Below are 23,593 nucleotides of genomic sequence, written 5' to 3' on the forward strand. Positions count from 1 at the left end.
GGCGATTCGTGCTCTGAGTCCGGCCAGTCGATGCGGAACACCCGGAAATAGTCACGACGGATTCCAGTTACACCCCGTATACGTCTGAACCGGCTAGTTGCGTTCGTCAGCCCCTCTGGTCGCGTTTCGGCTATTCGTACCCAGCCCGAACGACTGTCGACAGTTCCGTGTGTTGCCGACGGGTATCCGTCACCAGGTCGAACGCGACGGCGAGGACGTGGGTCCAGCCCGCTCGTTCCTGGACGACGACGCCGTCGATGGCTTCACAGGAGCCGAACTGTCGGTCTGGGCCGGTCGGACAGTTGGCGCTCGACCACCGGCTGGCGAGAGTCTGGTTGTAGGTGACGTTGCGGTGGATTCCCTCGTCGACGCGGGCGGTTTCGACAGTCGAGAGTCGTGGGTCGAGGTCGGATCGGACCGCGTTCACGGCGGCGTCGCGACTGCTCCATCGGAACGTTCCGGGGACGTCCACGCTCGCACTGTGGACGCTCCGGACAAGCACCGATCGGGCTTCGGTCGACGGGTCGTCGTGCGCGCCGCTGGCGCGAACGTCGGCGTGGTACCCCAGTTGCAGGTACGCGAGTACCATGGGAATCATCGCGACGGCGATGATCACCGCCGCGACGAGGACGAGCTGTCCGCGCCGTCTCATACGTACCACACTCGTATCGTTACCGGGCCGGCGCGGGTCGTGACGGTCGAACGCCCAGTCGCGACGCCGTGAGGCGTGTGGTAGCCGACGGCGCCGTGGGGTGTCTCGACCCGAAACAGCAGGTTGTCGGTGAGGATGCGGTCGACGCGCTCGCGCAACGCGTCGCGTTCGCGCTGGAACGCCGCGTCGGACTCGACGACCTCCGCGAGTCTGGTCGCGCCACCGTGGCGCGGCTGTTCGTTCGATAGGATCGTCGCGGTGTCGTGGGCATAGGCGTCGAGCTGGGGTTCTCGCGTGTTCGGTGAGGGCACGCCGAGGGCGAACCCGAGTGTCACACCGAGGACGAACACTATCCCGATGGCCACTTCCAGCAGCGAGAGCGGGAGCTGGGCTCTATCCATCGACTGTCACCACCAGCGTCGTCTTCGTCGTCTCCGGTGCACGGTACGTTATCGTCACGCTCCCCTCTGGCAGGCTTCCGGCCCCTTCGAACCGGAGTCGCGTGGTCTCGAACCGCGAAAGCGCGACCTCGAACCGTCCGGACAGTCCGCTCGTGTTCCGCAGCAGTACCCGGTCGTTGGCCCTGACGGTCGTGAGCGTCGTGTTCGCCGGCGGTGAGAGGTCGACGGTCGCCTTCGTCGTTCGACGGGGGAGCGTAATCGCCCGGTTCGGTCTGAGATCAGGCCGTAGGGTTCTCGTCTGTTGACGCTCGGCGACGACGAGCCGTCGAAAGGTCGTCCCGTCTTCGACGTCGTCCGTCGTGGCGACGGTCGTGCCGTTCGCCCGGAGGCGAAAGCTCCGCCCGTCCGCGACAGGAAACGACCGCTCTACCCCGCTTGCGTCGAGTCGACGCAGCCGCGTCGCATTGAGGACGTTCGCGCGTTCGGTGAGCGGCGACTCGGCCGCCACGAAGCGTTCGGCCAGTGACGAGGCGACGCGTCGCTCGTCGGCGTTCCGGTCGGCGCTCGCGAGCGCTCCGTCGGCGATAGCGAGCCCGAGGCCGGTGAGGACGGTCAGGACCAGGAGCGCGATCGCGAGGGCCGGCAGCCCCGTCTGCGCTCGGTTCACGGCGCTCCCTCCCGGAGTTCGACGGCGAGACCGCCGGAGACGCTCCGAACGGTGACGATGGTGTTCGCTCCGCTCTGCCACTCGCCACTGAAACCAGTCACCATCGGCGGAAGTGCCGGCCGACTCCGCCGTGTCGGAATGTCTGGATGTACGAGGACGAGCGACCGGCCGTCGACCCTGATCCTGTAGGCTGAACCCCGAATCGTGGCGGGCAGGTCGACGGTCCGGTCGGATTGAACGGTCGTCGTGTTCGGCGGAACCGTTCGTTCGATCTCCTCACTCGCCATCGCGAGTACGCGTTCGCTCATCTCGGTGCCGACCGCGTCCCGGTACGTCGGGACGGCCGTCCCGAACATCGCGGTCGTCATACCGCCGACGAAAAGCACGACGATACCCATCGTTATCGTCTTCTCGACGACGGGCGTGACCGCGCGGCTATCCATGGCCGACCTCCAGTCGCATGTCGTGAACGACCACGTAGCCGGTTCGGTCGCCGCCGAAATCGACGACGACGCTCGGGACGCCGTCGCTATCGAGGTCGCGCACCGTCGTGGTCGCGTTCTGTTCGGCGGCGTACTCCTCGAAGGCACTGGGCGTCTCCGTCTCGATTGCGACGCTGTAGTCGCCGTCCCCGAGCGAGTGGCGTGTGTGGGTGACGTTCGTCTCGATCGGTGTCGCGACGCCACCGGTGCCGCTGACCCCGCCGCTCCCGTTGAGTCGTGGCACGCCGACGATCAGTACGTCCGACCCGCTCGTCACGGGCGGCTCGCGTTCCAGCCAGGCGTTCCCCTCCTGCCCTCGGATGATCGCCCCACCGAGGAACGCCACTCGCCGGTCTGCCGACTCGTATACGAGAGCGTCGGCGTCTACCGTCTGTCTCACCCCGGTCTCGTCGAGAACGCGTATCTCGCGGGTGACGGTCGAGACCGTCCCTTCGGTGAACGTCACTCGCCCCCGCCTCGACCCGGTCGTCTCGATCGGACGGAGTGACGAGTCGAAGTCGGCGGCGACGCTCGCCGCGTCGGCGTGAGCCGTCTGGTCCTGGATGATGGCTCCGATGCTCGCGGTCAGGCCGCCCAGGGCGATGGCAGTCAGCCCGAGGAGGAGGACGACGCCGACGACGTGTGACTGCCCGCGGTCTCCGGTTCCGAGTGGCTGGGCCGAGGTACGTGGCCGTCGGCACCTCGCTTTCCGCGTCATATCATCCCGGCCCCCGCGAAGACGACGTAGGCGATGGTGACGAGCGACGCGGAGTGTAACAGCGCCTCGTAAAATCCCCGGCTCGCCGTCCCTGCGAACCAGCCGCAGGCGAGCATCGTGGCCTGCGTCACGACGTAGAACCGGTGGCGGTCCCGCGCCGGGTCGATGGCGTTCGGATCGATGGTCAGCCCCTGACCGCCGGAGACGGTCGATAGCTGCGCGAATCCGTCGAGGACGTACGTATTCACGGCGACCACGATGCCGATGACGAGCAACGCGGTGGTCCACCCGACAGCGACGTAGACGAGGAGCGACGACCGGAGTGCCTTTCGCTCGTGATAGAGCGTACCGATTTCAGTCTGTAGCGTCTCGAAGACGTCTTCGGCGTCGCTCCCGGCGTCCAGCGCACCGACGACGAGCCCGATGGTCTGGTCGGCCATCGGTGTGCCGACGGCCTCGACGAACCGGTCGAGCGCAGCAGCCCGTCCGTCTGTCGAATCCCCGGCCGGGCTCGACGTCAGTCCCAGAGTAAAGGCGAGATCGTCGACGTCACTCTGGAGCGCACCGAGTTCCACCTCGCGCGCGACGCGTTCGACGGCGTCGCTGAACGGCCGCCCCAGGCTGACGTGACCCGAGACGGCGTGGACGAAGTCCTGGATTTCGCGGTCCTTGTCGTCGTCGAGCCTCGCTCGCCTCACGGAGACGACTCCGATAGGGAGACCGAACGCTGCGTACGAGAGGAGAAAGACGTTTTCGAGCCTGTAGTCGAGTAGCCAGAGCCCGACGGCCACGCAGAGCCCGATAGGTACCATCACGACCGTCGCACTCGCCGGATTCAGTGGGACGCTCTCGAGCAGCGGAAGCAACTCGTCGGGCCGTTCGTAGGACGGTGGGCTCGCGTTTCGCGGACGGAGCGTCGTCACGACGAACGATGCCGTCGCGCCGGCAGAGACGACGAACACGGCGCTTCCGAGGACGAGCAGGCCACGGACAGTCGTCGTCCCAAGCGGCGTGACGACTGGATTCGAGAGCCCAGGAGAGAGGACGCCCATGACCGTAACGATGAGAACCAGCAACGCTGGCAGGACGAGCAGGACGACGAACAGTTCGGCCACGAGCTCGAGATAGCCTGTCGCCCGTTCCTGGCGCCGTGACTGCTGGTGAGAGAGCAATCGACTCTCCATCTCCAGGTACCCTTCGAGCGCATTCGAACTCTGGTTCGCGTGTTCCCGAAACTTCAGGAGGAAGGGGGCGAGCAGGTCGCGTGACGGCGTTTCGCTAGCCACGCGCTCGAGACCGTCGTCGAGACTCCCAGTCAATGCGGCGCGGTTGAGGGCCCGCCGAAACGCGACGGCCGTCTCTCCGTAGGCGTCCTGGTCAGCGACGCGTCGCAACATCGCTCGCTGGTCGTGTTCGCCGGAAGCGAGTACGCGGAGGTACCGGACGGCTCCCGGGAGCGTCGCTTCGATGTCGGCGCGACGGGCAGACGCTGCCCAGCCGAGATAGGTCCCGCCTGCTCGGATTAGGGCCCATCGGGTGAGGACGGCGACGACGACGCCCGAACCGAAGGCGAGCGTGGCCTGTGGGACTGCGGGCCAGGTGATGCGATTGATCACGGGGATGCCGTCCTGCAGAAACGCGACGCCCCCACCCAGGAGGGCGTCAGGGAGGAGTGTGAACGTACTGAAGACGACGAATCCCAGGGCGAAACTGCTCACCCAGGCGAGACCGTAGACTCGCGCCAGATAGAGGTCGAAGCCCGTATCGAGGTCGGTCGCCCGGTACCGTTCGCGGTCCCGGTCGTGCTGGTCCCCGTCGGCGTGCTGGGCGAACAGCGCGTAGAGTCCCCGGTCGATCAGGTTGAGCTGTCGCGGCGGTTTACTCGTTCCCATCCGAGCCCTCCGTTCGTCCGTCGAGAACGAGCTCGCGTCGTAACCGCTCGACAGTGGCTGCCTCGTTCGTTTCCAGGTCGGCGAGGACTGTGAATAGCTCGTCCACGTCCGCTATCCCTTCCTTGACGAGGTACCTGACGTATCGATGACGTCGGTGGAACATCGCTTCGACTTGGTCCACCGGTTGGTTGATCTCTTCTGCCAATCGCTCGAATGTCGCGATGGTGCCGTCGCCAGCGTCTCCACCGTCGAGCGACGGATGGTCGTAGGCGAACTGGTAGTCACCGTCGTGGTCTCGCCAGGCGACGGACGTCCAGTATACCGTCGTTCCGTCCTTGCGGATCGTGCCGCGCCTGTCGTCGTCCCGGTCGAGGCTCCTGTACGTCGTTTCGTCGACGAGCTCGACGACCTCTCCGACGTAGCGGTCGTCGCCGACCCGTTTCGGGAAGACGAGCAGGTCGATCTCCTGCAACAGATACGCCGCTAACCCCTGTTCGATGATCCTGTTTACGAGCGTCTCTACGTCGTCGGCGTGGGTCGTCCCGATGAGGCCGTGGCCGGTGTTGAGCGTCTCCGCGAACGTCTGGAAACTGGCTGGCGTGTTCACTTCCGCGATGACCTCGACGTCCGGGTTGAGGTAGTTACACTCCGTCATCAGGTCGGCCATCGTCACGCGGCGGTGGTCGCGCTCGTGCTCGCGAGTCGAGAGTGAGACGCCCGTCTCGTGGGGAATGTGTACCTCGCGTGACCCCTCGTCGATGCTGATAGGTCGGTCGCGATAGGGGATAAATGGCATGTGAGCGTTCATCAGGGTCGTCTTCCCGACTCCCGTCGGGCCACAGAAGAGGACGACGCCGTGGTGTTCGTACAGCAACCAGAGCAGGGCGACGAGTTCGGTCGACATCGAACCGGCGTCGACCAGGTCGACCGGCGTCATCGGGTCGGTGGACTGTTTCCGGATCGAGATGTGTGGGCCGTCCTCCGAGATGGTCGGGAGTGCTACGGCACACCGTATCGTTTCCTCGACGCCATCGGGCGATAGGTTCACCTTCGCGCTGGGGGTCGAGGCGTTCAGTTCCGTCCCGTCGTCGGCAGCCAGCTTGGTGACGACGTTGACGAAGGAGCGCTCTTCCTCGAAGACGAGGTTCGTCGGAACTCTGCTGTTGTGGCCGACGTCAGCCCGCGGGACGACCTTGATCCGCTCGCCGACCCGGTTCGCCTCGATGTCTTCGAGCGTGGGGTCCCTCACCGGAATCGTGAGCTTTCCGTAGCCAACCAGGTCCCGCAGGACGTAGTACAGGAGGTCTTCGAGTCGGTCGTCGGCGAAGCGGTGGTCGACGGGCGGAACGGTCAGATCGTACTCCGCCAGGGCCGTCCGAACACGGTAGGACAAAGCGTCCAGCCAGGCACGCGTATTCTGGATCGTCAGCTGACGGGAGAGCAGCGTTCTCGCCCGGTCGCGGACGAATCCGACCTCGTCTTCGAGGACGCCGTCGATACTCGCCTCCCAGACCCGCGTCTTGCAGTCCTCGATCAGGTCCTCGTCGCCGGGGAGCAGGTCCGGTTCTCTGACGGCGTACTTGGTCGTGAAGGGGTCCTCCCCGAGCAGGTTCTCCCGGTAGACGATCACGGGGACGTCGAACTCGTGAAACGTGACACTGTGTTGTTCGATCCGCTCGCTGGCGAACCGTTCGAGAAACTCCGTGTCGGGATCGAGGTCGGTCCGCGCCGGTGCGAAGTCGTCCGTGTGCACGAGGACGGCGTCGTCAGTCACGTCGGCGACGTCGATCCGGTCGTCGAGCGCGTAGGGCGTCATCTCGCCGAGGCAGGTCAGCGAACAGAGCGCGTGGTAGTCCAGGCGGCGTCGCACCGCGGGCGAGCAGTCGACGAGACGGTCGATGACCGTCCGATGTTTCGGGTCGAATCCCGACTCCATGCGTTCGATGGCGCCTTCCCGCGTCCGGGGTCGTTCGACGTGCGCGCTCTCGAAGTAGTCCTCGACCCGCTCGCGGGCCTCGTTCCCGCGCTGTGTGAGTTCCGGTTCGCGGACGTCGTAGACGAACTCCTGGCGACTGTCCCGGACTGTCACTACTACCCCGGGATAGACTTCGTCCTGGGACCGCACGTCCGGTGCGTACCAGGCGTCGGGGTCTCCGGGTGGTATCGGCGCTGGCACTGTCGGCGACTCCGACGGTTCGGTCCCGCGCGTGACGGCCATGGCAGTTGGTGGCTCCCAGTTACTACTTAAATTTTAGTATGGCAAACTAGCGAAATTGCTGCACCGATCGGTCCCGACGAGGCTCCCCACTGGCGCCCAGTCCACGACGTACTCCATTCCGTACGGAATCGGTCCGCGTGGCCCAACCAGTGGATCGAATCTTGACCGCCGCGGGCACGCGACGAGATCCGTTTTCTCACCAACGCTGATACCCGGCCAGTACGTAGCGAGGAACACCGATGGTTCCCGCCGACGGTTTCACGGCAGTCCGCGACCAGACGGAGAAGGAAGCGACTTCGACCTGCCCGCCCACCGACCGATGAACCACCACGAATTCGTCGACGTCGCCGCGATCCGACTCAGCGGACTCCTCACCCGCGACCGGAAACTCTTCGAGCGTGGCCTCGACGTCCCACCACTCGTCGACGTCACGCCCGATGCCGAAACCACAGTCGAGAACGCCACCACTGCCGGCCAGCACGCCGTCGACGTCGACACGCCGCTCGGGACGTTCGAGGCGGCGTACATGCCCTGGCAGTGGCGTGGACCAGAGTATCCGACCGTCGTCTACCATCACGGCAGCGGCGAGCACCCCTTCGAGTTCGGCCGCTTCGCGTCGAGTTCGTTCCAGGGGCTGTTCGTCGGCCACGAGGCGGACCTCCCCGTCAATATCGTCGGCGTGCGGGCACCCTTCCACGACCGCTCGCAGCGGGAGTACGCGCGTGCCCTGGGCGACCTCCGGAACTTCGTCGGGATGTGCGCCTCCTCGGCGGCGCTGTTCGAGGCAACCCGAGCAGACCTGGCCGAGCGGAGTGACGCGCCGGTGGTCCTCTCGGGGGTGAGCCTCGGCGGGTTCGCCGCGAACCTCCACCGGGCCTGCTTCGGGACGGCGGACCGGTACGTTCCGTTGCTCGCGGGCGCGGCGTTGGGCGAACTGTTCGTCTCGTCGGTCTACCGGCACCTGGTCTCGGAGTCGGCCCTGCGTCGGCCGGACCGTCTGCGCGACGTGCTCGATTTCGAGGACCAGTTCCGCGCCGTGGCGGCCGACGACTGCGCACCGTTGCTCGCGCGCTACGACCGGATCGTCGAGTACGACGTCCAGCGGTCCTGTTACGAAGGATTCCCCGTCGCGGTGCTGGAGAAGGGCCACGTGACTGGCGCGCTGGCGGCGGACGCGGTGCGGGCGTACTTGCTGGAGGCCGTCCGGGAGTCCGAGTGAGCTGACTAGTGCCATCGGAGTCACTCCCGGGTTTCCTGGGGATTGACAAGTCCTTGCCCTCGCTGTCGGTGACCACGGGTGCTAGCGATATCACGGCTGGGCCTATTCCGCCAATTCGTTGCGAAATAACGAAGTTATTTATATTTGGATTCGTAATTATGCAACAGAATGCTCACGGAAGGGGAGCTGCGCGCACTCGTCGTCCTCCACGGTGAGCAGACAGTCTCCGGACTCGCAACTGAACTCGACCGAAGTCTCAGCTACACGTCCGAACTCGTCGAGCGCCTCGAGACCACTGGTCTCGTCGAGACGCGCCGAGATGGAAAGACGAAACGGGTCCGACCATCCGACGCGAAAGCACTGGAACTCCTCGCAGACATCACGCAAACGCATTCTCACATCGAGTGGCCCGAACTGGTGTCGGGCGCGACGCTTCGCGTCCTCTACTATCTCGATACACCGCGGGCCGCAACCGATCTCGCACGCAGGGCCGACGTCCACAGGAGTACCGTCCATCGCGCCCTCGATCCACTCAAACATCGAGGGATTGTCTACCAGACCGAAGACGATGCCTATGCACTGAACGAGGGATTCGAACGACTGAGCACGCTCGCCCGGGAACTCGCTCACCACGACCATCGCCAGACCGTCGAACGGTACACCGACACCTACACCATCCGCTGGGAGTCGCTCGACGAGTTCCTCGTACAGACTGCCGACGACATTACTGCAGAAGATTTCGTCCCGACCGGACCAGAGCAATTCCAGGCCTATGACCTCCCCCTCCTGGCACGCGACCGCCGCTACTACCTCTATTCGGAGACCACGAGGGACCTCTCACCGGAGACACTGTGTTGCCACATGCTCGTCATCGATGCAGGAGCGCGAGTTCAGTCCTACTGCCTGCTCTTGCTTAGCCACGTCGACGTCGACCGCGACGAACTCCGTTCCCAGGCAGTCACGTACGACGTCGATGATCTCGTCGACGATCTCTGCACGTACCTCGATACGAGCGGTGAGCAACGGACGTCTCGACTGCCCGAGTGGGAAGACTTCCAGGAACTGGCTGCGGAGTACGAGGTGACGGTATGAGAGCGCGGTTCGACAGTTCGTATATTCGGTCAGAGCTCGACCGTATCGGCCAGCAGCTAGACGAACCGCTTACCGTTTTCCTGATCGGCGGTGGGTCGATGGCGTTTCGCGGGCTCAAGGACACGACCAAAGATATCGACCTCGTCGTCACGTCCGGCGATGATCTCTGGCAGCTCCAGGCAGTATTACTCGAGTTGGGATACGACATCGTTCGAGAACCGGACGAAGCGTACGAAGCGCTCGGCGCCTAGCGAATTCTCGGGAACGACGATGGGTGTCGTATCGACGTCTTCAATCGGCAGGTGATCGACAAACTGGTTCTCTCAGAAGGGATTCGCCAGCGGAGTGAGCGGTATCTCGACCCGGGGGATCTCGTCGTCGAGCTCGTGAGCCCGGAAGATATCTTCCTGTTCAAAGCGGTTGCCGGACGTGTGGACGACGTCGAGGACATGTTTTCCCTGATGCAGACCGGTCTCGATTTCGACGTCGTCGAAGCAGAACTCGCTGCGCAGATCGAACTCCTGGAGCAAGAACTGTTCGTGACTTACGTAAGCGAGGCATTGAGTGATCTCACCGAACGACACAACGTGACGACACCGCTGCACGACCCCGTCGCGGAGATCACGGAGCGCGTCTACCAGGAACTCGAAGTGCTTCACGTCCTGGACGAGCCGAAATCGATGTCCACCCTGCAGCAAGATCTCGATTACGCCACAACACAGTTACAGGAAATCGTGAGTCGTCTCGAGGAGAAAGGTGCTGTCACAGTGACCGATACTCGCGTCGAACGTCTCTCCACAACGATATAACGGTGCGGCTAATGCGGAGATGGGCGAGCCGTTGCTCGCGCGCTACGACCGGATCGTCGAGTACGACGTCCAGCGGTCCTGTTACGAAGGGTTCCCCGTCGCGGTGCTGGAGAAGGGTCACGTGACTGGCGCGCTGGCGGCGGACGCGGTGCGGGCGTACTTGCTGGAGGCCGTCGAGGAGTCCGAAGACGCTGAACGGTTGGCTTGATCTCGTCTTTCGCTTCAGACGGATCGAAAGCCTGGTACTGGCCTATTGGCCCGAACACGCGACCCCTACCTGGATTTCTCTGTCGGGACTGTACGACACTCCAACGGAGATGGTGTTCGGCCCGGAACACGGTCGAGGCACGAAATTTTCACTGCTGCCTCCGATTCGTTCACGATAGCGTGGACTCGGCTGGCGGTTCCGTAGAAGCTTCTTGATGGTAATAAATTGACCCCGGTACGGCGATCGAAGCGAGCTACCAGCAAACCGGCGAATAATGGGGTGTTGCGGCCGACACCGTCTTTCAACACAGCAAGTAGGGCCGAGTTACTCCCTCCGAAATCCATTTCTCGGTGCGTTACTTTGGCCGACGAGACGAATACGTACCCCATGGACGCAGACCGGTCTCGGTGCGTGTTTCTGCGGTGGGTCACCATGCGCTCGCTCGCTTACGCTTCCGGCAAGTGTTCTGATGGACTATCTGAGTATGGCACGGGAGTCGACCTTCACGGCGGCTTTTCCGGCGTTTCGGTCCGAGGTTCAACAGTCGGTCTCGATAGTGGTCGCTCTCTCAGCAACGACACCGACAGTGACGGGGGTGAGCGTTCGTGTCTCCACCCAGCCTGAGAGATCGCGTCAGCCAGCGGGGTTCGTCGATGCTTCCGGTGCTGGAATGGCTTCCGCGGTACGACACCTCGCGGCTCCGGCTCGACGTCGTTGCAGGAATAACCGTCGCGGCAGTGCTCGTTCCTGAAGCCCTGGCGTACGCGTCGCTTGCCAATTTACCACCGGAGACCGGCCTGTACGCTGCGTTGCTCTCCGTCTCCGCCTATTTTCTGTTCGGCACCTCCCGACAACTCGTCGTGGGACCGACGTCGGCCCTGGCGATATTGCTCGCCAGCGGGGTCGGGGCAGTCGCTGGCGGTAGCACCGCGTCCTACGCGTCACTCGTCGTCCTGACGACGATGCTCGTCGGCGTTTTCGCCATCGTCGCGTGGGCGTTTCAGCTGGGGTTTCTGGTCCATTTCATCTCGGGATCGGTGCTCACGGGGTTCTCCGCCGGCGCGGCACTTTACATCATGTCGACGCAACTCACGACGCTGATAGGCATTCCGAGTGACTCGTCGGACGCCTTCGTTGCGCAGACGTTCTTCGGGCGTCTCTGGTACACTGGAACGCATTTCGCAGCGACGAACCCCGAGACACTTGGTGTCGGCGTCGCTGGCATCGCGCTGCTGGTCCTGGGTGAACGGTACCTGCCGCGCGCCCCGACCGCGCTCGTCGTCGTTATCCTCTCGATCGTGCTCATGTCGGTGACGGATCTGGCGGCCCGAGGTGTCTCCATCGTCGGGTCGATTCCGAGCGGGCTCCCCGCACTGACGGCTCCGGCGATTCCCAGTCTCTCGACGCTGTCTTCGCTCGTCCCCGTCGCGGTCGGGTTGTTCCTGCTCTCGTACGTCGAGGGGATCAGTGCCGTCGAAACGTTCGCCAGACGGCACGACTACCAGACCGACTCGAATCAGGAACTGTTGGCCGATGGCGTAGCAAACCTCGCTGCCGGTCTCGCTGGCGGATTCGCTGTCGGTGGCAGTATGTCCCGGTCGGCGCTCAACGACGCCGTCGGTGGCGAGACCCAGCTCACGAGCGCCGTCGTCGCTCTCGTCCTCGCCGTCGTCCTGGTATTTCTCACCGGTGTCTTCGCGAATCTCCCGGAAACGATCCTCGCAGCCATCGTCATCGTCGCAGTCACGGGCCTGATCGACGCGGAGTCGCTCCGCCAGCTGTACCGCGTGAGCAGGACCGAGTTCGCCATCGCGATGGCGGCGTTCTTCGGCGTGCTTTCGCTCGGGATGCTCTGGGGCGTCTTCGTCGGCGTCGTGCTGTCGTTGCTGGTGGCCGTTTCCAGGGTCAGTCGCCCTTCGACGCACGAACTCGGGCAGGTCGCCGGGACGGACGGGTTCGTCGCCCTCGATCTCTACCCCGCGGCGACCACGATATCGGACGTGTTCGTCTACCGCGTCGAGGCCGAACTGTTCTACGCGAACGCTGACACGGTTCGCAGCGACCTCCTCGAACGGATCGAGACGCGTTCTACCGACGTCGAACTGGTCGTCTTCGACCTCACCTCGTCGCCGACGGTCGACTTCGGCGCCGCGCAAATGCTGGCGGACCTCAGCCGGGACCTCGACGGGAGAGCGATCGACCTCCGGTTCGCCGGGGCGGAATCCGAAGTCGTACAGATGTTCGAGACGATGGGACTTGCGGCCGACGTTGGTGGTGTCCGTCCGGAGGAATCGGTCGACGAGGCCATCGCTCGCTGGAGAGCGGAGGAGCCGTCGAAATCCGAGGGCCCACACTGACGTGCTAGACACGTGGACTGGGCGTACCCCAGCCCGTCCGCAGACAGCAGTTGAATGGACCTGGAAACTATCTTCTTTAGCGGTGGCCCCTACGTCACCGACTAGGGGCGCCAAGGCAATGCCGACGAACATCCGCGACTCTGTCTCTTGGTCCGAGATCGTGTTCGCCGTCCTCGCAGGGGTCACTGGGGTCGCTGGCTCGTATGCTGTCGCGGGATACACTAGAGAGTTCATCGTCGCACCGATCGACGCCCTCGTCGTCCGACTGACGCCGGGACCGATCGTCGCGTTCGTCATACAGAACGTGGGCGAGCGAGGACATCTCCTTCACATCGCGCTGTCGTTCACGATCGCGATCGGCGTGCTCGCAGGCACCGCGATAGTGGGGCTTCTCGTCGCGCGGCGGTTCGGTCACCCCACCGCGGGCGTCCTCCTCGCCGCCGTACTCGCGTGGGGGGTGACGACGGCGATCGCGACGGAGCCAACGCTCGCACTCGCTGCGGCCGGGCCAGTAGCGGTATTTACCGCGGTCGGGAGTGCGCCGTTTAGTTCGCCGGACCACGACCAGTCACGGCGGAGCGCACTCGTCTCCGCCGCGGGCGCACTCACGTTCGTCGGAGTATCGATCGGCCTGGGGCGGCTGATGACGACCGGCGGCCCGGCCAGCGACGAGCGCGAGCCGATAGACGAGGAGGTATCGACACTCATGCAGGAGGCCGAGCGCAAGTCCCTCGACGTCGACGGCGATATCCCGGGCCTGGTGAGTACGTTCGAGGAATTTTACAACGTAGACATCGCGGAGTTCGACCCGGACCTGTCGGCCGACGGGTGGTCACTGACCGTCACCGGTGAGGTCGGGACCGACGTCACAGTTTCGTTCGACGAACTGACCGACATGCCGACCGAGCGACGGTTCGAGACGCTGCGCTGCGTGGGCGAGAGCCTGAACGGTCACAAACTGGACAACGCCGTCTGGACCGGGACGCCGATCAAGCCCCTACTGGAGGAGGCCGACCCGGAGGGGGAGTGTCGATGTGCGATGCTCCGCGCGGAAGACGATTACTTCGTCCAGTTCCCGATCGAAGCGCTCGAAGACGGCTTCCTCGCGTGGGGGATGAACGGCCAGGCGCTCCCGCAGTCTCACGGGCATCCCGTGCGCGTCCTCGTCCCCGGACACTGGGGGGAGACGAACGTCAAGTGGCTCGCCGAGATCGAACTCCTCGACGAGGCGATGGACGGCTACTGGGAACGGCGCGGGTGGCACGGAACGGGCCCGGTGAACACCGTCGCCAAACTCTGGAGCGAGTCGATGCTGGACGACGGGCAGATCGAAGTGGCAGGCCACGCCTACGCCGGGACCCGCGGCGTCGACACTGTGGAGGTGTCGGTCGACGGCGGCGACACCTGGCGGGATGCCGAACTGTCGGAACCGCTCCCGGGCGAGGACGTGTGGCGACAGTGGCGCTTCGAATTCGAACCCCGGGCCAGCCAGGAGGTCGTTGTCCGGGCGATCGATGGCGACGGGACCGTCCAGGCCGAGGAGCGGTCGGAGGCGTTCCCGAGCGGTGCCACGGGATGGGTCTCGAAGACGGTGAACATGATGGACGCATCCTCGTCGTGACAGTTCTCCCGATACCCGACAGCGTGTGCGCCCGGGCGTGAGCAGTTCACCTGGACTGGCGACGGACCCGCTTCGGAGACACTTGCTGGACGCCGTTCGAGTGGTCGAGGGCGCTGAACGCCTGGATTACTCTCGTTCTTCGTTTTCGGCGGACCGAGAGCCCTGTCGTGGCCTACTGATCCGAGCACGCGACCCCGATGTGTATTTCCCCGTCGACACTATGCGACACTCCAACGGGGATAGTGTTCGTCCCGGAACACGGCTGAGGGTCGAAAGTTTTCACTTTCGTCTCGGATTCGTTTACGATAGCGTAGACTCGGCTGGCAGTTCCGTAGAAGCTCTTCGATTCGTCCGCTTTCTCAGCAGCAAGGGTATAGTGCGCCGAGAAGACCGTTTCATACTCGTCGGTAGTGACGAAGACGTCCAGTGTGATCTTTTGCTGACTGTCGTTTCGCACCGTGAGCTCGACTTCGTTCTCACGGTCCCGGGAGCCACAGCCCGAAAGGAGGGCCGACCCTCCCACACCGAGCGCCGAGAGAAGGGCTCGTCGTCGCATACGATTCTCCATGGCGGCGGGAACAATGAACCGCTCTCATTCCGACGATCGAAGCGAGCTACCAGCAATGCGACGCACTGCAACTCCAGAAAGAAAGCTTACGCTGACCGCGAAGGCGGTCGTTCCGAAAACGAGCACCGCCACGAACGTGAGCTGGTCTGGCACCGGCCCTGACGACCAGCGGATCGAATCGAAAAACCGGATCCCGTAGAAGGCCATCGGTAGTGGAAGAACGGTCAGGACGCACGTCGCGATCGGCACCCCGGCGAGTGACGTCAGTACCGCCCAGCCAGACAGTGCGACAGCGAGTACGACAACGGTGTCGCCGCGGACGCCAGTGGCGTGCGTGATCTGGGGATCGACGAGGAGTTTCCCGACGGCGTAGCTGAGGGAGAGCAACAGCGACGCCGTCACGAACAGCGCGTCCCTCGAAACGCGTTCGAGCCGAAAACGGTCTGTAAAGCCCTCTGTCAGCATCTCTGTCGTCGGCCACGAGTGCTAGCGATATCGTCGTTGGGGTCTACTCCGGGGGCGAACCCGGCGTTTTCCGAAGCGCGGAGCGGCCCCCTTCACCTCGAAGAGTCCTTTCGATGACGACCGGTACTGACGCCGAGACAAATTTAGGTCTGCCTAAGAATCGGTGCTATTATCTACCTTTAGGTGGGCCTAAAATTCATGGCAAGGGATGCAAGCGGTCGGGAAGCACCGACGCGCAGGGAGTACGTGAAGTACGGCGGGGCCGTCGTCGGCGGTGGGTTGCTCGCTGGCTGTACGGGCGGTTCAGGCGGTGGGTCGACTCCGGACGCGACGGCGACCGAATCGGGAACCTCGACGCCGAGCGCGACCGAGGACACCGGGTATTCGGTGACGATGTCGCCGGTCGGGACGGTCGAGTTCGAGCGCCCACCCGAGACGGCGACGGTGTACGACGCGACGTGGGCCGACGCCCTCGTGGGTCTCGGTCACGGCGACGCCGTCCTGTCGCTCGGGCACCCGGAGAACTACTACGCCGGCTACTACGACCAGCTCGACGGCGTCTCGTTCGATCCGAGCGAACTCGCGCCGCTGTACAACGACGGTCTCGACAAGGAGCAGTTCTACGAACTCGACGCGGACGTCCATCACCTCGACCCCGTCAACATCGGGTACAGCGGCTGGTCGGGCTGGTCGATGCGGGACGTCGAGGAGATCGAGTCGAACGTCGGTCCGTTCTTCGCGAACCGGTTGAGCCGCGCCCACTCCGACCCGCCCGGAGAGTACGGCGGCGAGTACGAGTACTATTCGCTCTGGGAACTCACCGAGAAGCTCGGGCAGGTCTACCGGGAGACCGAGCGGGCGGCCGAACTGAAGGCGATCCGCGACGACCTGGTCGACGAGATTACGGCGGACCTCCCGTCCCGGTCCGATCGACCGTCGGTCGGCCTGCTCGTGTTCACTCCCGACCAGGAGGCGTTCTCGCCGTACCGGATCAACGCGCCGGGCTACGGCAAGGCGCAGTTCCGGCCGTTCGACGTGGAGGACGCCTTCGCGGACAGCGACAAGACCTACGCGGAGAACTACGAGGGGAGCTACGACGTCGAGGGACTACTCGAGATCGACCCGGACGTGATCGTGCACAACTGGGACGTCGAGCCGTCGGAGCGGACCCGCGCGATGCGGGAGTTCTTCGCCGACAGCCCGGTCGCGCAGGAACTCACCGCCGTCCAGGACGACCGCGTCTACGTCGGCGGGACGCCCACGCAGGGGCCGGTCATGAACGTCTTCCAGATCGAGATGACCGCAAAGCAGCTGTTCCCCGAACAGTTCGGCGAGTGGAAGGGCGTCGGCCAGCACGACCCCTCGGAGCGGCTGTTCGACCGCGATCGACTGGCGACCGCTATCACCGGAGGGAACTGATATGGACGACGAGACGACGCACACGGCACCGACGCGCAGAGACTACATGAAGTACGGCGGGGCAGTCGTCGGCGGGGGACTGCTCGCCGGCTGTTCGGGTGGCGGATCGAACACCACGCCGGCGTCGACGGCGACCGAAACCGGCGCGGCGACCGAGGCGGCTACCCCGGAAGACACGTCCTACACGGTGACGATGGCGCCCGCCGGCGAGGTCGAGTTCGATTCGGTTCCCGAGACCTGGATGGCCTACTACAGCACGTACGGCGACATGGGGATCGCCCTCGGGCAACTCGAGGGCCTCCAGGCGCTCGTCTATCGCGACAGCTGGCCGGACCAGTTCTACGACGTGCTCCCCGGCGTCGACGTCTCTTTCGACGACGTCCGACAGCTGTACAACGCGAGTAGCTTCGACAAGGAGGTGTTCTACGAGATCGACGCCGACGTCCACCTGCTCGACCCGAACTTCGTCGGGCTGAAACACGAGACGTTCTCGGCCGAGGACTTCGACGAGATCGCGGCGAACGTCGGCCCGGTCCTCGGGAACTACATCAGGCGAGTCGGTGAGGACTGGCACGACTATCCGTACTACTCGCTGTACGAGGCCTTCGAGACGGTCGCCGAGGTGTTCCAGGAGCGAGAGCGCTACGAGGCCATCGAGGCAATCCACGACGAGTTCCTCGCCCATCTGCAAGCGGATCTCCCGCCGGAAGACGAGCGTCCGGAGATCGGTCTCGTCTCGGCGTTCTCGGACTTCACCGCGGGCTCGCTGGACGCCTATCCCATCGGCGACGGCAACGGCAAGAAACAGTACCGTGACCTCGGGGTCCACGACGCGTTCGGGCCCCACATCGAGGGGAGTTACGCCGGCTGGGACTACGAACAGCTCCTGGACGTCGACCCGGACGTCATCGTGTTCCCGTACGGCTTCTCGGACCTCTCCGAGAACGAGTTCGAAGAGCGGATGGACGACCTGCGGTCCCACTCCGTGGGCCAGCAACTCACCGCGGTGCAGGAGGACCGGCTCTATCGCGGCGGCACGTCCTACCAGGGGCCGGTACTCAACCTCCTCCAGACCGAGATCGCGGCCAAACAGTTCTATCCCGACCGGTTCGGTGCGTGGAACGGCGTCGAATCGCTCCGCGACGAGGACGCACAGCTGTTCGATCACCAGCGGCTGGCGGACGTGATCAACGGGGAGGTCTGAGGCCGTCGGTCCCGTCAGTCGTCGGTATCGAGACCGTCCTCGGTAGCACCGTCCAGGCCGTCGACGTAGGCGAGGTACTCGTCTCTCCAGGCCACGAAGTCGTCGATGATCGTCTCGAGGGACTGCCCGACTTCCGTCAGCGAGTACGCCACTTTGACCGGTCGGTCGTCGACGACGTCGCGGTCGACGAGGTGCAGGGCTTCCAGTCCTTCGAGCGCGTCGGACAGCGCCTTGTCGGAGATACCTTCGAGTTCGGTCTTGAGTTCGCTGTAGCGGAGACTGTCCTCCTCGACCAGCACTTCGACGATGGTTCTGGTCCACTTGCGACTCAGGAACTCGATGGCGACCGAGGCCGTCGACTCCTCGTCGTCGAGGGCGGACTTGAACACGTACTCGTCGTCGTCCCGGGGCATGCGTACTAACTCGGGCACGGCAGGATTAAAGCACTCGTTCCGGTCGACCCGCCTGTCGCGCGCGATTCGTCCGGTCAGGGCCGGTGAGGCGCTAACGCTCGGGTTATCCTCTCACCCCGACCCGAGGGCCTAAAGTATACTAAATATGATATTTATTGCTCCCGGCGTGCTACACTGGATCGATGTCACTCGGACAGACCACACGTCTATCGACGGCAGTTCGACGCTCCAGTCACCGGCCTGCGAGTACAGGCCACGGGCTCGTCCAGTGGGGAGAAGACCGATGACGGCGCTCGTTCCGGTTCTCGTGGCGTCGCTGTTCTCGTTCGCGACGGGCTTCTTCGTCGTGCTCTCCTACGTCGAGAAGCCGATCTGGCCGCTGATGTTCGGGGCCGACGGCGAGGACGTCCCGACCGAGGACGCGCGGCTGGTGCACGCCGAACTGAAGCGCGTTATCGGCCTGGCTCCGCCGACGATGATCACCGTCGTCGCCAGCGGGACGCTCCTGGTGTTCGTCCAGGCGTGGCAGTACGACCTCCGCTGGATGGCGGTCGCCGTCGCCGCCTGGCTGGTGCTCAGTATGGGATACGTCGTCTCGCAGCTCCGCGCCCGTATCGAGGCGGTGAAGTCGGTCTCCTCGGACGGTGACGCCCCCGCAGTTCGACGGGGGGTGGGTCGTCTCGCGGCGTTACACCACCTGGGGCTCGCTTCGACCGGTGGCGTCGTCCTCTTGCAACTGCTGTTCGTACTCACCCTGTAACCGAGCCTGCGGACATCGTCGACCCGCGGACTCATTCTTCGATTACCCGGCCGTCCCGCGAGCGAGTCCGTCGCGTCACAGGCAACTCCGTAGCGACCCGTGTCCGCTCCCGGCAGGGGTAGCGTGAGGAAACCACCTTACCGCCGATTGAGTGGATCACGCGGACGCAACCGGCTAAAGTGTAATTTAGATTATATATATGCCGGCGTCGACCCGAGGATCAGACGGGATTACAGATGCGAGTCGTCACAGGATTCGACACCGACTTCATACCGAGTATCGGCAACCCGACCTTCGAGACCGACTATCCGGGCGATCCGGACGACGAGTTGCTCGTCGTCGAGACGGACGACGGCGCTCGCGGCTATCCGGTCTCGATACTGAACGTCCACCACATCGCCAACGACACCGTCGACGGGGTGCCACTGGTCGTGACCTACTGTCCGCTGTGTGGCACGGTCGCGGCCTACGAGCGCCGGATAGGGGGGCGGGAACTCACCTTCGAGTTCGGTGGGAAGATCGTCGAGAACAACCTCGTGATGCGGGACGAGGAGACGGGCTCGGAGTGGAAGCAGTCGACGGGCGAGGGCCTGAACGGCGAGCTGGCCGGCGAGGGCCTCGACCTGTACTCCTCCCGGATGAGTACGTGGGAGGCGTTCCAGATCGATTATCCAAACGGGACGGTGCTCCAGCGGCCTGACCACAGTGGCCCGTACCTGTTCCAGCAGTTCGCCGCGACGACGACGGGACTCCTCGAACACCCCGCCGGTCGCGAGGTCATGGACGCCGCGTTCAGCCTGGTCCGCGCGGCGAACCTCGCGCGGGACCCGGAGGACGGGACGCGAGAGGTGAGCGTCAGCCCGTTCATGAAACTGCTCACCGGTGTCGTCGAACTGCGCGGCTGGATTTCGGACGCGGACTCCCCGGACGGCTCCGGCGACGCGTACGCCGACGTCACGTCGGTCTTCGAGCGCGAGGACACCTTCGGCTACCTCGACCTCCACGGCGGTCCGGAGCAGTGGGAGGCGGACGGGCCGGACGACCTTACGGCGAAGACGCGCGTGCTGGGTGTAACAGTCGACGATGACGCCGTGGGCTTCGCGCGACCTCGCGTCGAGGCCGCGGGCGGACTCGTGCGAACGACCGTCGGCGAAACCGACGTCGTCGTCTTCGACGCGGACGGGACGCTCGTCGCCTACGAAGACCCGGGCTTTCCGTTCGAGCGGGACGCCGACGGAACGGTGCGGGGCGACGGGACGACCTGGGATCCGGCTACCGGCAACAGCGACGACGGCCGCTCACTGGACCGTTTGGCGACGTCGTGGACATACGCGTACGCGTGGCAGACCGACCACGCCCCGTCGTCGTTCTACCAGGTCGAGGTGACCGACGCGACAGCCTGACTAGCTGGGGGACGGTGTCGATTCCACAACTGGATCGACCTTCCTGGCGAAGCAGGGTGACGTGTCCAACCCGGTTCGACGACCGACCCGGCATCCCTCCCTCGCCACTGTTAATAACAAGTTGGGTGGGGATCACAGAAGTTATTAGAACTAGAGATATGATTAGTAACACAGATGTGCCAGTTCACTCGCCGAGGGATGCTGACCGGACTGGGAGCGACCGTGGCGACGTCGGGCCTCACCGGTTGTCTCGGCCGGGGCGCCGCCGGTGGGCTCGATTCGATCACCGTCGCCTACGTGCCCATCTACCCGAATATGCAACACTACGTGATGGAGCGGGAGGGGTACTACGACGAGCTGCCGGTGGACGTCACGATAGAGCGGTTCAGCGCCGGCCCCAGCGTCGTCAAGGCGTTTGCGAGCGGAGACGTCGACGTCGCGCACTTCGGCATCACGCCCGCGATGGTGCTCGTCGACAGGGGGACCGACGCGGGTATCCTCGCGGCGAACTCCAGAAACGGGTTCGAGATCGTGGCCACGTCCGGGTTCGTCGACCGCTACGAGCGAGCGGGCCCGGCCGCGTTCGAGGGCTTCGAACGGGAGCACGGGCGCAAGGTGCGGTTCGGCGTCCCGCCGGACGGGAGCGTTCCCGACGTCGTGCTCCGGTACTGGATCCAGGAGGACCTCGGCGTCGGCGAGATGGAGTCCGCGATCACGACGTCGACGGTCCCGCCGGCGAAGGCGGTCCAGACGATCCAGTCTGGCGACGTCGACGCGACGATCGTCCAGGAACCGTTCACGACGATCATCGGCCGGGACGAGGGCTTCGGTGAACTCGTCTGGTCCGGCGACGTCCTGGCGAACCACCCGGTGACGGTGCTGTTCGCGAACGAGCGGGTGATCGACGACGGCGAGGTCTCCCAGGCCCTCGTCGAACGACACGTGGCGGCGACCGAGTTCACGACGGACTCGCCCGACGACGCCGCTGCCCACGCGGCGTCGGTGATCGGCTCCGGGGTGAGCCGGGACCTCGCCGAGACGGCGATGGACTCGCGCGCGTCGGAGTTCCTCTCGGACCCCCACGCGATCACCGACCAGGCCGCGACGATGGGGGCGTTCGTCGCGGACGTCGGCAACGTCGACGAACCGGTCGCGACCGAGGACCTGTTCGCGTTCGGCCCCTACGACGCGATTCGGCCATGAGCACGCGCACCGACACCGGGTCCGGCGCGGTGACTGCGGCCGGCTTCGAGGGTGATCTGCGCCGGTACCGTCGCGGCCTGGGCGGGCTCCTCGCGTTTCTCCTCGTCTGGTGGCTCACGGCGTCGACGACGGAGCCGTCGTACCTGGTGCCGGGTCCGGCCGCGTCGGCGCTGGCGTTCCTCGACCTCTTCGCCACAACGACGGCGGTCGTCGTCCCGCTGCTCGGGGCGACGCTGGTCCTTCCCACGGGCGTTGCCCACCTCGCACAGACGCTGTTCCACTACGTCCCCGGCCTGCTCCTGGGTGCGCTCTGTGGCGCCGGTCTCGGCCTGGCGATGGGGTGGAACGGGGCCCTCGACGACTGGCTGCGACCGCTCGTCCGGGTGCTCCGACCGATCCCGCCGTTGGCGTGGGTCGTCTTCGCCATCGTCTGGTTCGGCATCCACCACACCGGTGCGGCGTTCATCGTCTTCGTCGGCGCGTTCTGGATCAACTTCTACGGCGCCTACGGCGGGGTCGAGGGCGTCGCGACCGAGTTGACCGACGCGGCGGCGACGCTCGGCGTCGAGCGCGACCTGTCGATGCTGAAACTCGTCGCGCTACCGAGCGCGGCGCCACAGCTCCTGACGGGGTTCCGGACGAGCATCGGTCGGTGCTGGATGATCGTCGTCGGCGCCGAGCTGTTCGGCGCCCCGGGCGTGGGATACGAGATCGTCAACGCCTCGAACAACCTCGCGATGGCGACGAGCGTCGCCTACATGATCCTGATCAGCCTGGCGTTCCTCTGTATGGACGTCGGGTTCCGACTCGTCGAACGGCGGGTGCTCGCGTGGCGATGAACGCCCCGTCTCCTCCGTCGGGTTCGGCCGCGGACGGGAAGGTCGTCGTCAGGGACCTCGGCAAGACGTATCGATCGGCGTCGGGCACCGTCCGGGCGCTGTCCGACGTGTCGGTACGCGTCGCGGCGGGGGAGTTCTGCTGCGTCGTCGGGCCGTCCGGCTGCGGGAAGACCACGCTGTTGCGTGCGATCGCCGGGCTGGAAACGCCGGATTGCGGCGCCGTCCTGGTCGACGGCGAGCCGGTCACCGGCCCGGGGCTGGACCGCGGGATGGTGTTCCAGCAGCACGCGCTGTTCCCCTGGCGGACCGTCCGCGGGAACGTCCGGTTCGGCCTCGACCGGCCGGCCTGTGACTGTCCGGACTGCGAGGCGCGGGTCCGGGAGCTGATCGACCTCGTCGGGCTGGAGGGCTTCGAGGACGCCTATCCCCGGGAGCTCTCCGGCGGGATGAAACAGCGCGTCGGCGTCGCGCGGGCGCTCGCCGTCGACCCGGAGATACTCCTGCTGGACGAGCCCTTCGGGAGCGTCGACGCGCGGACGCGCGACCGACTCCACGCCGAACTGCTGGCTATCTGGCGACGGACGGGCCAGACCGTCGTGTTCGTCACCCACGACGTCGACGAGGCGGTGCGGCTGGCGGATCGGGTCGTCGTCATGGACGCGGACCCGGGGACCGTCCAGTCCACCGTCGCCGTCGACCTGCCGCGACCGCGCGAGCGAACGGACAGGTCGTTCGTCGCCCACGTCGCGCGGATTCGCGACGAACTCGGCGGCCCGGCGGAACTGGATGATGGCCCGGCCGAACTGGACGACGGCCCTGCGTAACTGGACGACGGACCGGCCGAACCCGAGGACCGCTAGCGGCGGCGCGGACGCCATGCTCGAACCGTCGCCCGTCCGAATGCTAATCACCGCCCCGACTCTGACAAGGGTTATTATACGAGGGCTACGAAAAACCGAAGATTATTATATTCGAGATATAGT

General features: G+C 65.1%; 22 protein-coding genes and 1 pseudogene. 13 read left to right on the plus strand and 10 right to left on the minus strand.

Annotation, left to right across the window (positions count from 1 at the left end; genetic code table 11):
• Window positions 1-130: 130 nt before the first annotated feature.
• The 7 genes from BM337_RS04175 to BM337_RS04205 are packed head-to-tail and all read right to left on the minus strand — an operon-like array spanning window position 131 to window position 7,030.
• Window positions 131-652 (minus strand): DUF7261 family protein, encoded by a 522-nt coding sequence (locus BM337_RS04175; RefSeq protein WP_089814190.1) that lies wholly within the window; start codon window positions 650-652, stop codon window positions 131-133.
• The gene (locus BM337_RS04180; RefSeq protein ID WP_089814192.1) at window positions 649-1,053 is read right to left on the minus strand and encodes a DUF7262 family protein; all 405 of its coding nucleotides are present in this window, start codon (window positions 1,051-1,053) and stop codon (window positions 649-651) included. The genes BM337_RS04175 and BM337_RS04180 overlap by 4 nt, the downstream gene beginning before the upstream one ends.
• On the minus strand, window positions 1,046-1,720 hold the full coding sequence (locus BM337_RS04185) for a DUF7263 family protein (protein ID WP_089814194.1): 675 nt from the start codon (window positions 1,718-1,720) through the stop codon (window positions 1,046-1,048). Before BM337_RS04185 ends, BM337_RS04180 begins: the two co-directional genes overlap by 8 nt.
• Entirely contained in the window at window positions 1,717-2,163 is a 447-nt protein-coding gene (locus BM337_RS04190) for a DUF7266 family protein (RefSeq protein WP_089814196.1), read from the minus strand. Before BM337_RS04190 ends, BM337_RS04185 begins: the two co-directional genes overlap by 4 nt.
• On the minus strand, window positions 2,156-2,920 hold the full coding sequence (locus BM337_RS04195) for a DUF7289 family protein (RefSeq protein WP_089814198.1): 765 nt from the start codon (window positions 2,918-2,920) through the stop codon (window positions 2,156-2,158). The genes BM337_RS04190 and BM337_RS04195 overlap by 8 nt, the downstream gene beginning before the upstream one ends.
• Window positions 2,917-4,812, minus strand: coding sequence for a type II secretion system F family protein (locus BM337_RS04200; RefSeq protein ID WP_089814200.1), 1,896 nt, complete (start codon window positions 4,810-4,812; stop codon window positions 2,917-2,919). The genes BM337_RS04195 and BM337_RS04200 overlap by 4 nt, the downstream gene beginning before the upstream one ends.
• Window positions 4,799-7,030, minus strand: a complete 2,232-nt coding sequence (locus BM337_RS04205) for a type II/IV secretion system ATPase subunit (RefSeq protein WP_089814210.1) — start codon at window positions 7,028-7,030, stop codon at window positions 4,799-4,801. The genes BM337_RS04200 and BM337_RS04205 overlap by 14 nt, the downstream gene beginning before the upstream one ends.
• Before the next feature lie 319 nt (window positions 7,031-7,349).
• Here BM337_RS04205 and BM337_RS04210 point away from each other — a divergent pair, with 319 nt between their 5' ends.
• From BM337_RS04210 to BM337_RS04235, 6 genes and pseudogenes are all read left to right on the plus strand, one after another.
• Window positions 7,350-8,249: a hypothetical protein gene (locus tag BM337_RS04210; protein ID WP_089814212.1), complete on the plus strand. Its 900-nt coding sequence runs from the start codon at window positions 7,350-7,352 to the stop codon at window positions 8,247-8,249.
• A gap of 168 nt (window positions 8,250-8,417) precedes the next feature.
• Window positions 8,418-9,341: an ArsR family transcriptional regulator gene (locus tag BM337_RS04215; protein ID WP_089814214.1), complete on the plus strand. Its 924-nt coding sequence runs from the start codon at window positions 8,418-8,420 to the stop codon at window positions 9,339-9,341.
• Window positions 9,338-10,150: pseudogene (locus tag BM337_RS21845) on the plus strand (DUF6036 family nucleotidyltransferase). Before BM337_RS04215 ends, BM337_RS21845 begins: the two are co-directional and overlap by 4 nt.
• Window positions 10,151-10,169: 19 nt before the next feature.
• The gene (locus BM337_RS04225) at window positions 10,170-10,358 is read left to right on the plus strand and encodes a hypothetical protein (RefSeq protein ID WP_089814216.1); all 189 of its coding nucleotides are present in this window, start codon (window positions 10,170-10,172) and stop codon (window positions 10,356-10,358) included.
• A 653-nt stretch (window positions 10,359-11,011) separates the two neighbouring features.
• Window positions 11,012-12,715 (plus strand): SulP family inorganic anion transporter, encoded by a 1,704-nt coding sequence (locus tag BM337_RS04230; protein ID WP_089814218.1) that lies wholly within the window; start codon window positions 11,012-11,014, stop codon window positions 12,713-12,715.
• A 118-nt stretch (window positions 12,716-12,833) separates the two neighbouring features.
• Entirely contained in the window at window positions 12,834-14,336 is a 1,503-nt protein-coding gene (locus BM337_RS04235) for a molybdopterin-dependent oxidoreductase (protein WP_089814220.1), read from the plus strand.
• A 172-nt stretch (window positions 14,337-14,508) separates the two neighbouring features.
• Here the strand turns inward: BM337_RS04235 and BM337_RS04240 are convergent, their stop codons facing one another.
• Window positions 14,509-14,892, minus strand: a complete 384-nt coding sequence (locus BM337_RS04240; RefSeq protein WP_143117635.1) for a hypothetical protein — start codon at window positions 14,890-14,892, stop codon at window positions 14,509-14,511.
• A gap of 36 nt (window positions 14,893-14,928) precedes the next feature.
• The gene (locus BM337_RS04245; protein ID WP_089814224.1) at window positions 14,929-15,369 is read right to left on the minus strand and encodes a hypothetical protein; all 441 of its coding nucleotides are present in this window, start codon (window positions 15,367-15,369) and stop codon (window positions 14,929-14,931) included.
• A gap of 198 nt (window positions 15,370-15,567) precedes the next feature.
• Between BM337_RS04245 and BM337_RS04250 the strand changes: the two genes are divergently transcribed.
• Together BM337_RS04250 and BM337_RS04255 are read left to right on the plus strand one after the other, a co-directional pair.
• Window positions 15,568-16,788 carry an ABC transporter substrate-binding protein gene (locus BM337_RS04250; protein ID WP_089814226.1) on the plus strand — a complete coding sequence of 407 codons (1,221 nt, stop codon included), beginning with the start codon at window positions 15,568-15,570 and terminating at the stop codon, window positions 16,786-16,788.
• A 1-nt stretch (window position 16,789) separates the two neighbouring features.
• The gene (locus BM337_RS04255; protein ID WP_218155509.1) at window positions 16,790-17,992 is read left to right on the plus strand and encodes an ABC transporter substrate-binding protein; all 1,203 of its coding nucleotides are present in this window, start codon (window positions 16,790-16,792) and stop codon (window positions 17,990-17,992) included.
• Between the two features lie 14 nt (window positions 17,993-18,006).
• Here BM337_RS04255 and BM337_RS04260 read toward each other — a convergent pair whose 3' ends face one another.
• The gene (locus BM337_RS04260) at window positions 18,007-18,405 is read right to left on the minus strand and encodes a winged helix-turn-helix transcriptional regulator (RefSeq protein ID WP_089814228.1); all 399 of its coding nucleotides are present in this window, start codon (window positions 18,403-18,405) and stop codon (window positions 18,007-18,009) included.
• A 283-nt stretch (window positions 18,406-18,688) separates the two neighbouring features.
• Between BM337_RS04260 and BM337_RS04265 the strand changes: the two genes are divergently transcribed.
• The 5 genes from BM337_RS04265 to BM337_RS04285 all read left to right on the plus strand — a co-directional run bounded on the left by BM337_RS04265 (window position 18,689) and on the right by BM337_RS04285 (window position 23,434).
• Window positions 18,689-19,165 carry a hypothetical protein gene (locus BM337_RS04265; RefSeq protein ID WP_089814230.1) on the plus strand — a complete coding sequence of 159 codons (477 nt, stop codon included), beginning with the start codon at window positions 18,689-18,691 and terminating at the stop codon, window positions 19,163-19,165.
• Window positions 19,166-19,401: 236 nt separating this feature from the next.
• Window positions 19,402-20,568, plus strand: coding sequence for a DUF3179 domain-containing (seleno)protein (locus tag BM337_RS04270; protein WP_089814232.1), 1,167 nt, complete (start codon window positions 19,402-19,404; stop codon window positions 20,566-20,568).
• A gap of 174 nt (window positions 20,569-20,742) precedes the next feature.
• The gene (locus tag BM337_RS04275; protein ID WP_177227146.1) at window positions 20,743-21,771 is read left to right on the plus strand and encodes an ABC transporter substrate-binding protein; all 1,029 of its coding nucleotides are present in this window, start codon (window positions 20,743-20,745) and stop codon (window positions 21,769-21,771) included.
• On the plus strand, window positions 21,768-22,610 hold the full coding sequence (locus tag BM337_RS04280; RefSeq protein WP_089814234.1) for an ABC transporter permease: 843 nt from the start codon (window positions 21,768-21,770) through the stop codon (window positions 22,608-22,610). Before BM337_RS04275 ends, BM337_RS04280 begins: the two co-directional genes overlap by 4 nt.
• Complete coding sequence (locus BM337_RS04285; RefSeq protein ID WP_089815567.1) at window positions 22,607-23,434, plus strand: ABC transporter ATP-binding protein; 828 nt, start codon at window positions 22,607-22,609, stop codon at window positions 23,432-23,434. The genes BM337_RS04280 and BM337_RS04285 overlap by 4 nt, the downstream gene beginning before the upstream one ends.
• Window positions 23,435-23,593: the final 159 nt, after the last annotated feature.

The organism is Halomicrobium zhouii (assembly GCF_900114435.1).
GTDB classification, from domain to species: domain Archaea; phylum Halobacteriota; class Halobacteria; order Halobacteriales; family Haloarculaceae; genus Halomicrobium; species Halomicrobium zhouii.